This is a genomic window from Mycolicibacterium nivoides (assembly GCF_003855255.1).
GTDB lineage: Bacteria > Actinomycetota > Actinomycetes > Mycobacteriales > Mycobacteriaceae > Mycobacterium > Mycobacterium nivoides.
The window spans coordinates 2534076-2545555 of the sequence record NZ_CP034072.1; the positions used below are offsets into that span (position 1 = coordinate 2534076).

The 11480-nt window shown below is 66.6% G+C and carries 12 protein-coding genes; 3 read left to right on the plus strand and 9 right to left on the minus strand.

Annotated features, from left to right (window positions below; all coding sequences use genetic code 11):
• Window positions 1–10 precede the first annotated feature (10 nt).
• Window positions 11–1171: a thiolase family protein gene (locus EH231_RS11970; protein WP_090435034.1), complete on the minus strand. Its 1161-nt coding sequence runs from the start codon at window positions 1169–1171 to the stop codon at window positions 11–13.
• 79 nt (window positions 1172–1250) lie between these two features.
• Here EH231_RS11970 and EH231_RS11975 point away from each other — a divergent pair, with 79 nt between their 5' ends.
• A complete protein-coding gene (locus EH231_RS11975; protein WP_090435031.1) occupies window positions 1251–2015 on the plus strand; it encodes an SDR family NAD(P)-dependent oxidoreductase in 765 nt (254 codons plus the stop codon).
• Between the two features lie 12 nt (window positions 2016–2027).
• Entirely contained in the window at window positions 2028–2768 is a 741-nt protein-coding gene (locus tag EH231_RS11980) for an SDR family NAD(P)-dependent oxidoreductase (protein WP_124712482.1), read from the plus strand.
• A gap of 88 nt (window positions 2769–2856) precedes the next feature.
• Here the strand turns inward: EH231_RS11980 and EH231_RS11985 are convergent, their stop codons facing one another.
• Genes EH231_RS11985 through EH231_RS12000 form a run of 4 tightly spaced genes read right to left on the minus strand, consistent with a single transcriptional unit; the run spans window position 2857 to window position 6879 of the window.
• The gene (locus EH231_RS11985) at window positions 2857–3621 is read right to left on the minus strand and encodes an enoyl-CoA hydratase/isomerase family protein (RefSeq protein WP_090435024.1); all 765 of its coding nucleotides are present in this window, start codon (window positions 3619–3621) and stop codon (window positions 2857–2859) included.
• A gap of 4 nt (window positions 3622–3625) precedes the next feature.
• Window positions 3626–4714, minus strand: coding sequence for an acyl-CoA dehydrogenase family protein (locus EH231_RS11990; RefSeq protein WP_090435021.1), 1089 nt, complete (start codon window positions 4712–4714; stop codon window positions 3626–3628).
• A complete protein-coding gene (locus tag EH231_RS11995; RefSeq protein ID WP_090435018.1) occupies window positions 4701–5531 on the minus strand; it encodes an acyl-CoA dehydrogenase family protein in 831 nt (276 codons plus the stop codon). The genes EH231_RS11990 and EH231_RS11995 overlap by 14 nt, the downstream gene beginning before the upstream one ends.
• On the minus strand, window positions 5509–6879 hold the full coding sequence (locus EH231_RS12000; RefSeq protein WP_090435016.1) for a class I adenylate-forming enzyme family protein: 1371 nt from the start codon (window positions 6877–6879) through the stop codon (window positions 5509–5511). The genes EH231_RS11995 and EH231_RS12000 overlap by 23 nt, the downstream gene beginning before the upstream one ends.
• Window positions 6880–7022: 143 nt before the next feature.
• Here EH231_RS12000 and EH231_RS12005 point away from each other — a divergent pair, with 143 nt between their 5' ends.
• On the plus strand, window positions 7023–7334 hold the full coding sequence (locus tag EH231_RS12005) for a 2Fe-2S iron-sulfur cluster-binding protein (RefSeq protein WP_044522194.1): 312 nt from the start codon (window positions 7023–7025) through the stop codon (window positions 7332–7334).
• Here EH231_RS12005 and EH231_RS12010 read toward each other — a convergent pair.
• Genes EH231_RS12010 through EH231_RS12025 form a run of 4 tightly spaced genes read right to left on the minus strand, consistent with a single transcriptional unit; the run spans window position 7319 to window position 11391 of the window.
• On the minus strand, window positions 7319–8404 hold the full coding sequence (locus EH231_RS12010) for a CaiB/BaiF CoA transferase family protein (protein ID WP_090435010.1): 1086 nt from the start codon (window positions 8402–8404) through the stop codon (window positions 7319–7321). The genes EH231_RS12005 and EH231_RS12010 overlap by 16 nt on opposite strands.
• A gap of 28 nt (window positions 8405–8432) precedes the next feature.
• Window positions 8433–9389, minus strand: a complete 957-nt coding sequence (locus tag EH231_RS12015; RefSeq protein ID WP_090435007.1) for an LLM class F420-dependent oxidoreductase — start codon at window positions 9387–9389, stop codon at window positions 8433–8435.
• Window positions 9386–9787 carry a cobalamin B12-binding domain-containing protein gene (locus EH231_RS12020; RefSeq protein WP_044522188.1) on the minus strand — a complete coding sequence of 134 codons (402 nt, stop codon included), beginning with the start codon at window positions 9785–9787 and terminating at the stop codon, window positions 9386–9388. Before EH231_RS12020 ends, EH231_RS12015 begins: the two co-directional genes overlap by 4 nt.
• Window positions 9788–9789: 2 nt before the next feature.
• Window positions 9790–11391, minus strand: coding sequence for a methylmalonyl-CoA mutase family protein (locus EH231_RS12025; protein ID WP_124712483.1), 1602 nt, complete (start codon window positions 11389–11391; stop codon window positions 9790–9792).
• Between the last annotated feature and the right edge of the window lie 89 nt (window positions 11392–11480).

The following is an 11480-nucleotide window of genomic DNA, read 5'->3' on the forward strand; positions in this document are numbered from 1 at the left end:
ACAGTCGACATTACGGTGCAGGCACCTCGATGACCGTCGCCGAGCCCATACCGCCCCCGGCACACATGGCGGCCACGCCGATACCGCCACCGCGCCGGCGCAACTCATGGACCATCGTGGCCAGCATGCGCGCCCCGGTGGCGGCCACCGGATGGCCCAGCGAGCAACCGCTGCCGCTGACGTTGACGATCTCCGGGTTGATGTCGAGCAGCTTGATAGTGGCCACGCACATCGACGCAAAGGCCTCGTTGATCTCGAACAGATCCACGTCCGACAACGAAAGGCCTGCCCGGCCAAGTGCTTTGGTGATGGCTTCGACGGGGGCCAGCCCGGTCGAGGCCGGGTCGACGCCCACCGAGGACCAGGACTTGATGGTCGCCAGGGCCGGCAGCCCGAGCTTGTCGCTGGCGATGGTCAGCAGTGCGGCCGCGTCGTTGGCGCCGCACGCATTTCCCGCGGTGATCGAGAACCCGTCGATCTCTGGATGCAGCGGCTTGAGCGCCGCCAGTTTCTCCAGTGTGGTGTCACGACGCGGATGCTCGTCGGTATCGAACAGCCCATGGGGAGTTTGGATGGGGACGATCTCCTCCTTGAACCTGCCCTCGTCGATCGCCGCGACCGCCTTGAGGTGCGAGCCCAATGCCCACTGGTCCATCTCCTCGCGGCTCACCCCGGCCTTTACCGCGGCGTTCCAACCGACTGTGATCGACATGTCCATATTGGGTGCGTCCGGCCGGTCGGGATGCGTCGGCGGGAACCAGTTGACCCACTCGGCGTCCTTGGCACTGCTTGTCGCGCGGACGAACCGCGGTGAGGTTGAGGCCGAGTTCACCCCGCCGGCCAGGATCAGCCGGTCCATCCCGGCGCGGATGCTGGCGGCCGCACTCTGCACGGCCGCCTGACCGGCCGCGCAGTGCCGATTGATCGACGCTCCCGGGACCGTCGTGAGACCGGCGGTGATCGCGGCGTGGCGGGCGATGACGCCTCCACCGTAGAGACCTTCGCCCAGGATCACGTCGTCGACTGGGACCGTGCCGCGCCCGGCCAGGTCATCGACCGCAGCGCGCACCACATGGTCAGCGAGCGCGTAGGCGTCCGTATCGCGCAACGTGCCCTTCTTCGCTGTGCCGATAGGAGTACGCAGCGCGGACACGATGACGGCTTCAGGCATTGATCTGCTCCCTGGTTCACCCGGTAAGAGAATGCTATTCTCGCAGTCAGAGAGTCTCAGTTGCAAGAAGGGGAACCGTATGCAAATCGCCGGTAGTTCCGCGATCGTCGTCGGCGGTGCGGGTGGCCTGGGTGAGGCGACCGTCCGCCGCCTGCAGGCGGCGGGAGCCAAGGTGGTCGTCGCGGACCTCGCCGACGAGAAGGGCGCCAGCCTGGAGAAAGAGCTGGGTGTGCGCTATGTGAGCACCGACGCCACCTCCGAGGAGTCGGTACTCGCTGCCATCGCCGAGGCCGAAGCGCTTGCCCCGCTCCGCATCTCCGTGGACACCCACGGCGGGCCCGCCGCCGGCGGCCGATTGGTCGGCAAGGACGGGTCCCCGCTGGACCTCGACGGGTTCAAGAAAACCATCGAGTTCTATCTGACCGCGGTGTTCAACGTGATGCGCTTGTCCGCCGCGGCGATCGCCAAGACCGAACCGCTGGAGGAAGGCGGTCGTGGCGTCATCGTCAACACAGCTTCGATCGCCGGGTTCGAGGGCCAGATCGGCCAGCTGCCGTACTCGGCGGCCAAGGGCGGCGTGCTCGGCATGACACTCGTCGCCGCACGCGACCTGTCGCCTCTGGGCATCCGGGTCTGCACCATCGCCCCCGGCACCATCAACACACCCGCCTACGGCAAGGCCGCCGATCAGCTCGAGCAGTACTGGGGTCCGCAGGTGCCGTTCCCCAAGCGCATGGGCCGCTCGGTCGAGTACGCCCAGTTGGCTCAGAGCATCATCGAAAACGACTATCTCAACGGCGAAATCATCCGCCTGGATGGGGCATTGCGCTTCCCGCCCAAGTAATAGTCTTTCGCGATGAACCTGACCGGAAAGGTCGCCTTCGTCGCCGGTGCCAGCCGCGGCATCGGCGCGACGATCGCTGCCGCACTGGCCGCCGAAGGTGCCGCGGTGGCCGTGGCCGCGCGCTCCGAACAGCCGGGCAAGCTGCCCGGCACCATCGGCTCGGTGGCGGCGGACATCAACGATGCGGGCGGGCGGGCGATACCGGTCGCCTGTGATGTCACCGACGAGGATTCGGTCAACAAGGCTGTCGCCGCGGCGGTTTCGGAGTTCGGCGGTATCGACATCCTGGTCGCCAACGCCGGTGTGCTGTGGCTCGGCCCGGTCGAGACGACACCGCTCAAACGATGGCAACTGTGCCTGGACGTCAACCTCACCGGAGTGTTCCTGGTGACCAAGGCCGTCATCCCGCACGTTCGCGAACGCGGCGGCGGTTCGCTCATCGCGATCACCACCACCGGAGTCGACATGGTCGAGCACGGTGCCAACGCCTACTGGGTGTCCAAAGCCGCGGCCGAACGTCTCTATCTCGGCCTGGCCGCCGATCTGCGTGATGACAACATCGCGGTCAACTGCCTCAGCCCATCACGCGTGGTATTGACCGAGGGATGGCAGGCCGGCGGCAGCGGGCTGCAGATCCCGCCGGAGATGGTCGAGCCGCCCGAGGCGATGGGACTCGCGGCGGTACGCCTGGCCGGTCAAGATGCCGGCGGCGTCACCGGTACCGTGCAGCGCTCCGAGGCCCTCACCTTCTAGTTGCACCGAGTTGCCCCGCGAGCGACCGTGTCTGTACGCCAACACGCCGTAAATTGCGTACATTAGCGGTCGCTCGCGGGGCAGAACATCAGTTCTTGGCGATCAGGCCGTCCACGATCCGATTGAAATCGGCAGTGCCGAACGAGACGTACTCGGCGAGGTTGGCGTAGTCCAGCGACGCCATCACCTGTTGCTCCAGCTGGATGTTCATCAACCGCTTGGTGGCTTCGACCGCCTGCTTGGGCAGATCGATCAGCTTCTTCGCACACGCGATCGCCTCGGCCAGCGGGTCCTCGACCACATGATTGGCCAATCCCAGTTCGACTGCCCGCTGAGCCTTGATCCGCACGCCGGTGAGCGCAAACTCCTTGGCCTGCAACAGGCTGATCTGCGAACCCCACACCAGCGGGCCACCGTCGGCGGCGACCAGCCCGATCTGTACGTGCGGATCGGCGAAGTGTGCGTTCTCGGCCATGTAGACGACGTCCGACAGCGCGGCCAGGCTGCAGCCCAGCCCGACGGCCGGGCCGTTCACCGCGGCGACGACCGGGATGCGGCAGCGCACCATGCCGATGACGAGGTCGCGTCCGTGCTTGATCGTCTTCTGGCGCAAGGCTTCATCACGCCGCAACTCGTCGAGATAGTTGAAGTCGCCGCCCGCGGAGAACGCCCGGCCGGCACCGGTGATCACCGCGGCACGCGCGTCGGCGTCCTCGTTGAGCGCCTCCCACAACCGCGCGAGCCCGACGTGCAAGTTGTCGTTGACCGCATTGAGCGCATCGGGGCGGTTCAGCGTGATGATGCGCAGCGCGCCGTCGGCCCGCACATCGATTTCGTCTGGCATTCCGTACATGTATCTAGACTCCCAGCCCGAGGATTCGTGACGCGATGATGTTCTTCTGGATCTGCGATGTGCCACCCATGACGCTCTGGGCGCGGCTGTAGAGATACGCGCTCAGCAGCTCGGGATCGCTGGTACCGGTCACCGCCAGCGCGGCATGCCCGACGGATTGCTCGACCCAGGTCATCAGCAGCTTGTCCAACGAGCCCTCCGGGCCGTGCTTGAGCCCGTCGAGTTGTTCGGACAGCCGCCGTCGCACATGCAGCCGCAGCATCTCGGCCTGCACACCCGCCCACGCGAGGTCTTCGGGCACCTTCCCATCGACCCGAGAGGCCATCTCGCGCACCAGCTTTCCGTAGCGCGCCGAATAGCCGAGGGTGGACGGTTCACGCTCATGGCTGACCACCGTCATGGCAAGGCGCCAACCGTCGCCCGGCTCGCCCACCATGTTCGAGGCCGGCACCACCGCACCGTCGAACGCCACCTGACCGAACTCCGTGGTGACACCGTTGATCATCTGCAACGGCCGCTGCTCGATGCCGTCCTGGTGCATCGACACGATGAATGCCGAAATGCCCTTGTGCCGGGCCACATTCTTGTCGGTGCGGGCCAGCACCAGGCACCAGTCGGCCACATCGGAGTAGCTGGTCCAGATCTTGTGCCCGTTGATGATGTAGTTGTCGCCGTCGCGCGTCGCCGTCGTGGTCAGCGAGGCGAGATCCGAGCCGGCGCCGGGCTCCGAAAAGCCCTGGCACCAACGCTCGGTGCCATTGATCATCCCCGGCAGGAACCGCTGCTGCAGCTCCTTGCTGCCGTGATGACCCAGGCCGACCACCAGATAGCCGAGGCTGGGCCGCGGCGGCGCACCGGCGCGGGCCAGCTCCTCGTCGACGATGACGTCGTAGACCGGCGGCAGGTCCTGCCCGCCGAACTCCTCAGGCCAGGATGTACCGAAAAACCCTGCGGCATAGAGGGCCTGATGCCACTCCCCCATCCGGGCCCAGTAATCGTCGCCGGAGGCCTTGAAGGACGCGGCGTTGTCGGCCAGCCAGGTCCTCAGGCGGTCCCGGAAGGCGGCTTCCTCAGGTGAATCACGAAAGTCCAAGATCAGTGACCTCCAAGTCCTCTAGCTTGACGGGCCACAGCTCGGTGGCCACCAGAACCCGGCGCAGATACACATGCGCCAGGCATTCCCAGGTGTTTCCGATTCCGCCGTGCACCTGGATCGCGGTCTCGCAGACGGTGCGCGCGGCGCGGGCGCAGTAGACCTTGGCGATCTTTCCTGCCCGGACAGCTTCCTCGGCCGGCAGCTCGTCGACGGCCCATGCCGCGTGCCGCAGCACGCTGATCGATCCCTCGATCAGGGCGAGCCCCTCGGCCAGCAGGTGCGCGACAGCCTGGTACGACCCGATCGTCGAGCCGTACTGCTCACGGACTTTCGCGTAGTCGACGGCCAGCGCGTGCGCCCCGCGGGCGGCACCGACCAGGTCGGCGCTGGTGGCGGTCAGCGCGAGCGCCTGCCAGCGCAGGGCGTCCTCGCCCGACAGCTCACCGAGCTCGGCGGGCGACTCGACCGCGCCCACCGTGCTGCGGGTCAGATCCACACCGGCAGTGGCGGCTTCGTCGGCGCCGACCTTCACCTCTCGATCGAGCCGACAGGCGAGATCGTCGGCGAGCACCGGCCCGAGGAACGGCACGTCGACCAGACCGCGTCCGAACTCCTCGGCGATGATCGCCACTTCCACGCCGGACGCACCGTCGGAACGCAGCGTGCGCCACTCGGTTGCGGCGACCGTGCTCTCCAACCGGGCGATCCGGCCCTCATCCGACAGCTCTCCGACCGCATCCGGTCCGAGATCGTCGGCCAGTTTCGCTGCGGCCTCTCGCAGCTGCTGCTGTTCAGACGTCAGACGAACGTCCATGCCGCTCCTTCAGCACTCGTCGCAATACCTTTCCGGAAGGTAACCGGGGTATCTCGGTTACGAACTCAACGCGGCTGGGCCGCTTGTACGAGGCCAGCCGCTCACCGACGAGGTCGATGAGCTCCTCTGCCGACACCGCAGAATGTGTCGTCACGGCGGCCACGACGGCCTCGCCGTCGGCCGCGTCGGTCACACCGAACACCGCACAGTCGGTGACCGCAGGATGGCCGTGCAGCACCGCCTCGACCTCGGCCGGTGCCACCTGGAAGCCGCGGACCTTGACCATCTCCTTGGAGCGGTCCGTGATGCGCAGGTATCCGTCGTCGTCGAGGTAGCCGATGTCGCCGGTGCGGTACCAGCCGTCGCAGAATGCGCCCGTGGTGGCGTCCTTCGGCAGGTATCCGGCCATCACCGAGTCCGACCGAACCTGGATCTCACCGTCCTCGCCGATGCGGACGTCGACCCCGCGCACCGGGGTGCCCACGGTGTCGATGTGGGTGGCATCCAGCGGATTACACGCGATCACGGGGAGCTCGGTGGTGCCGTAGGCGGTCAGCCACCGGACCCCGGTACGTTCGGTGACGGCGTCGGCGACACTGCGGGTCACCGGGGTGGCGCACCACATCACGTAGCGCAGCGACGACAGATCGTAGCGGCCGAGATCGGGGTGCGCGGCCAGCGCCAGAGCAATTGGCGCCACGGCCATTTCGATCGTGATGCGATCGGATTCGATGTGACGCAACATCGTGTCGACATCGAACCGGCGGTGCAGGCGCATCCAGGCGCCGGTGTCGAGCACCATGGCGATGTTCAGCAACCCCAGGATGTGCGACGGCGGCGTCATGATCTGCATGCGGTCGGCGCTGGTGAACCCCAGCGCGTCACGCCAGTGGTCGATGGCCGCGGCGAACCCGCGATGGGTGTGGCGCACCGCCTTGGGCAGGCCGGTGGTTCCCGAGCTGAAGACGAACAGCGCATCACTGTCCGGGTCGGGCGTATCGAACCGCCGCAGACCCGGCGTGACGGGCTCGTCGAGATGCAGCATCGGCATCTGTGCGGCCAGCACCTCGTGATCGCCCACCGCATGACTGGGCGCGGTCAGCGCCAGGACGTGGGCGACCTCGGCGGCCTTCCAGGCCGGGCTGATCAGCACGGCCACCGCACCCAGGCCCCAGATCGCGCGCAGGGCGACGACGAACTCGGGACGGTTGGACGACATCATGGCGACGCGATCACCCGGCCTGACGCCCCGGTGCTCCAGCTCCGTGGCCATCCCGCTGGTCAGCGCATCGAGTTCGGCCAGGGTGTACTCGCGGTCATCGAAGGCGAGCACGGCAGAGGTGCGCACACGAGGAGCAGTTGTGATCCCAGTCAAGATTCACAACCCCTTTCCCCAGGCTCCGCTGGGCGTCGAGCACACCGAGAAGATACTATCAGCTAGCGAGAATGGTATTCTCTTCATATCAGAACGTACTTGCACAGGGGAGTCACATGACGGCAGATCCGACGGTCGGTAGCGAAGCGGACGGCAAGGTCACGATCGTCTTCGATCGTGAGCAGTTGTCCGTACCCCGCCGACAGGGCGAAACACTGCTGGAGAGCGCGCGCCGCGCCGGGATGACGCCTCCGTTCTCCTGCGAGGCCGGCAACTGCGGCACCTGCATGGCCAAACTCCTCGAGGGGACCGCCACCATGCGCGTCAACGATGCGCTCGATGACGACGAGGTGGCCGAGGGCTACGTACTGACCTGCCAGGCGATCCCGGACTGCGATTCAGTGACGGTCTCCTACGACGAGGATTGAGCATCTGATGACGGCGCCGCCGATCCCTCCAGGGGTGCGGCGGCGTACTCATCGAATGCCGGCGCCGGCCGGTAGTCCGGCGCATAGCCGGCGACGTGCACGGGGCTACCCACCAAGCGGAGATCGCCCGCGCTGACGAGCATCTCGGGCGTCGCGTCCAGCGCCTGCGGCAGGGTACGCACCGCGGCAGCCGGAATCCCCAGCGGCTTGAGCCGTGACTCCCAGCCCGCGGCGGTATCGGTCGCCAGCGCGGCGGTCACCACGTCCAGGACCTCGTCTCGCCGAGCCGCCCGCTCGGCCATGGTCTCGAAACCGTCGACCCCGGCCTCACCGGCAAACGACTTCCAGAACCCGTCGTGGGTGATGAACAACGCCAGATAGCCATCGGCCGTCGGGAACAGTTGCGCGGGGACGTAATACGAATGCGCCCCGAACGGATGGCGGCGCGGTTCGGCACCGTCGTTCAGATAGGCCGAGGCGCGGTAGTTCAGCTGCGAGAGCATGACATCACGCAGCGAGACATCCACCTGGCCGCCGTTGCCGGAGACGATCATCGCCAACAGGCCCAGTGCCGCGGTCAGCCCGGTCGAGTTGTCCGCCGAGGAGTAGCCCGGCAGGGTTGGCGGGCCGTCGGGATCGCCGGTCATCGCGGCCACTCCGGTGGCGGCCTGGATGACGTAGTCGAACGCCGGGTCGTCTCCCCCGTCCAACCCGAATCCCGTCATCGCGACACAGACGATCGTGGGATTGAAGCGTCGCAGGTTCTCATAGGTGAGGCCCAGCCTGCGGATCACCGAAGGCTTCATGTTCACCAGCAGGGCGTGCGAATCAGCCACCAGTCCAGCGAGTTTCGCCTGACCGCCCTCGGAGGCGAGGTCGATGCAGATGCTGCGCTTACCCCGGTTGAGGCTGGCGAAATAGCTGTCGCTGACCTGACGGGAGATCTCCCCGCCGGGTGGTTCGACCTTGATCACCTCAGCGCCCAGGTCTGCCAGCATCATGGTGGCGTACGGGCCGGCCAGCATGACGCCGACCTCGATGATGCGGATGCCCGCCAGCGGCGCGGTCATTTCACCGAGACTACGGTTTGTGACGGGATCATCGCACAGCCTTGGCGAGTTCGGCGATCACCTCACGCGTGCGGTACTTCGACGCGATCAGCTCGTCGCGGTTGTCGCCGATCGGCAACAGCCGCACCGACAGGTCCGTGACACCCGCATCGGCGAACTGCTTGAACCGCTTCAGGATTGATTCCTCGTCGCCCGCGGCGAGCAGATCGCCGACGTTACGGGCCTCGCCGCGGTCCAGCAGCCGCTGGTAGTTGGGCGAGGTCTCGGCTTCGGCGAGGACGCGGTTGGCGCGGTCCTTGGCTTCCTCGATCTCGGAGTTGGCGCACAGCGTGACCGGGATGCCTGCGACGATGCGCGGCGCGGGCTTACCGGCTTCGGCAGCCGCCTTGTTGATCTTCGGGGCGATGTGCTCGCCGATCGCCTTCTCGTCGGCCATCCACAGCGACGTGCCGTCGGCGTGCTCACCGGCGATCTGCAGCATCACCGGGCCCAGCGCGGACACCAGCACCGGCATCGGGGTGTCGGCGCCCAGCACCGTCGGGTTGTGCACGGAGAAGGAATCATTCTCCACGTCAACGTCTCCGGGTCCGGAGATGGCTGCGTTCAGCACCTGCAGGTAGTCCCGGGTGTAGGCGGCCGGCTTGTCATAGGGCAGGCCCAGCATGTCGCGGACGATCCAGTGGTGCGACGGCCCGACACCCAAGACCAGACGGCCATCCGAGATGGCGTGTACCGACAGCGCCTGCCGCGCCAGCGCGATCGGGTGTTGCGCCTGCAGCGGCACCACCGCGGTGCCGAGTTCGATGCGCGACGTGTTCGACGCCATCAGCGCCACCATGGTGAGCAGGTCGAAGTCGTTGGGCACCTGCGGCATCCACGCACTGTCCAGTCCGGCCGACTCGGCCCACTGGATGTCGGAGATCAACTTGGAGACCTTGCGGGCCATGTCGCCGCGCTCGGCCCCGATCATCACGCCCAGCCTCATGACTCCGAAACCTTTTCTGTCAGCGCACGAACATCGGTTACCAGGGTGTCGAGCGACGTCCCCGTCGGGAACACCGCTGCCGCACCGGCATCCAGCAGTTTCTGGACATCGGACTGCGGGATGGTGCCGCCGACGACGACGGCGATGTCACCGGCATCGGCTGCCCGCAACGCCTCCACGGTGCGCGTGGTCAGCGCGACATGCGCACCCGAGAGGATCGAAAGACCCACCAGTGCGACGTCTTCCTGCAACGCGATCGACACGATGTCCTCGATGCGCTGCCGGATACCGGTATAGATGACCTCGAATCCGGCGTCACGCAGCGTCCGCGCGACGATCTTGGCGCCGCGGTCGTGGCCGTCGAGACCCGGTTTGGCAACGAGTACACGAGTCGCCATCGCTAGAACACCACCGGCTGCTGGAACTCGCCCCACACCGACTTCAAGGTCGACACCATCTCTCCCACTGTGCAATACGCATTGGCGCAGTCGATCAACCGGTGCATCAGGTTGTCCGCCCCCGGTCCACTGCCTTCGGCACCTCTGGCCAGGGCAGCCAGAGTCTCTTTGACCGCAACGTCGTCGCGCTCGGCCTTGACCTTGGACAGCCGCTTGAGCTGCAGATCGCGGCCCTCAGCATCGAGCTCGTAGGTGTCGATATCGGGCGCCGGCTCGTCGGTGACGAACTTGTTTACCCCGACTACCGGACGTGCCCCCGACTCGACCTCCTGATGGATCTTGAACGCCTCGTCGGCGATCAGGCCTTGCAGGTAGCCGTCCTCGATGCAGCGGACCATGCCGCCGTGCTTCTCCAGGTCGTCCATGATCTCGATGATCTTGGCCTCGGTGGCGTCGGTGAGCGCCTCGACGAAGTACGAACCGCCAAGCGGGTCGGCGACTTTGGTGACACCGGTTTCGTAGGCCAGGATCTGCTGGGTCCGCAGGGCCAGCGTCGCCGACTCCTCACTGGGCAGGGCGAACGGTTCGTCCCACGCCGCGGTGAACATCGACTGCACGCCGCCCAGCACCGCGGCCAGAGACTCGTAGGCCACGCGCACCAGGTTGTTCTGAGCCTGCGGCGCGTACAAAGAGGCCCCGCCCGCCACACAACCGAACCGGAACATCGAGGCTTTGTCGGTGGTCGCACCGTAGCGCTCCCGCACGATCGTGGCCCAACGACGCCGGCCGGCACGATATTTGGCGATCTCCTCGAAGAAGTCACCGTGGGTGTAGAAGAAGAACGAGATCTGCGGGGCGAACTTGTCGATCGTCATGCGGCCGCGCTCGACCACCGTGTCGCAGTAGGTGACGCCATCGGCGAGCGTGAAGGACATCTCCTGCACCGCGTTGGCGCCCGCGTCGCGGAAGTGCGCACCCGCCACCGAGATCGCGTTGAACCGCGGCACCTCGGCGGCACAGAACTCGATGGTGTCGGCGATCAGCCGCAGCGACGGCTCGGGCGGCCAGATCCAGGTCCCGCGCGACGCGTATTCCTTGAGGATGTCGTTCTGGATGGTTCCGGTCAGCTTCTCGCGCGGCACGCCCTTCTTCTCCGCGGCGGCGACGTAGAAGGCCAGCAGGATGGCCGCGGTGCCGTTGATGGTGAAGCTGGTGCTGATCTTGTCCAGCGGGATGCTGTCGAACAGGATCTCGGCGTCGGCCAGGGTGTCCACCGCGACGCCGACACGACCGACCTCCTCGCCGTACTCTTCGTCATCGGAGTCGTAGCCGCACTGGGTGGGTAGGTCCAGCGCCACCGACAGACCCGTCCCACCCTGATCGAGCAGGTAGCGGTACCGGCGGTTGGATTCCTCGGCGGTGCCGAAACCCGAGTACTGCCGGAAGGTCCAGGTCTTCCCGCGATAGCCGGACGCGAAGTTGCCGCGCGTGAAGGGATAGGTCCCGGGCGCAGGCGGCTCGACCGCACGGTCGCTCGGTCCGTAGACGGGCGCCAGCGGGATCCCTGATGGAGTCTCTACCGGAGGCACAACTTGCTCGCTCATCAGTGGATAACGTACTTGCTAAAAATGAGAATGCCAATACCGCAGGGTGGAAATGTAGGTCCTGTACTGGCCGGGAGCCCTCCGACCTG

Bases quoted from the DNA above. Each gene is read 5' to 3' on its own strand.
- EH231_RS12005 (WP_044522194.1), top strand. From the start codon at position 7,023: ATGACGGCAGATCCGACGGTCGGTAGCGAAGCGGACGGCAAGGTCACG.
- EH231_RS12015 (WP_090435007.1), bottom strand. From the start codon at position 9,389: ATGAGGCTGGGCGTGATGATCGGGGCCGAGCGCGGCGACATGGCCCGC.
- EH231_RS11980 (WP_124712482.1), top strand. From the start codon at position 2,028: ATGAACCTGACCGGAAAGGTCGCCTTCGTCGCCGGTGCCAGCCGCGGC.
- EH231_RS11970 (WP_090435034.1), bottom strand. From the start codon at position 1,171: ATGCCTGAAGCCGTCATCGTGTCCGCGCTGCGTACTCCTATCGGCACA.
- EH231_RS11975 (WP_090435031.1), top strand. From the start codon at position 1,251: ATGCAAATCGCCGGTAGTTCCGCGATCGTCGTCGGCGGTGCGGGTGGC.
- EH231_RS12020 (WP_044522188.1), bottom strand. From the start codon at position 9,787: ATGGCGACTCGTGTACTCGTTGCCAAACCGGGTCTCGACGGCCACGAC.
- EH231_RS12025 (WP_124712483.1), bottom strand. From the start codon at position 11,391: ATGAGCGAGCAAGTTGTGCCTCCGGTAGAGACTCCATCAGGGATCCCG.
- EH231_RS11985 (WP_090435024.1), bottom strand. From the start codon at position 3,621: ATGTACGGAATGCCAGACGAAATCGATGTGCGGGCCGACGGCGCGCTG.
- EH231_RS11995 (WP_090435018.1), bottom strand. From the start codon at position 5,531: ATGGACGTTCGTCTGACGTCTGAACAGCAGCAGCTGCGAGAGGCCGCA.
- EH231_RS12010 (WP_090435010.1), bottom strand. From the start codon at position 8,404: ATGACCGCGCCGCTGGCGGGCATCCGCATCATCGAGGTCGGCGTCATG.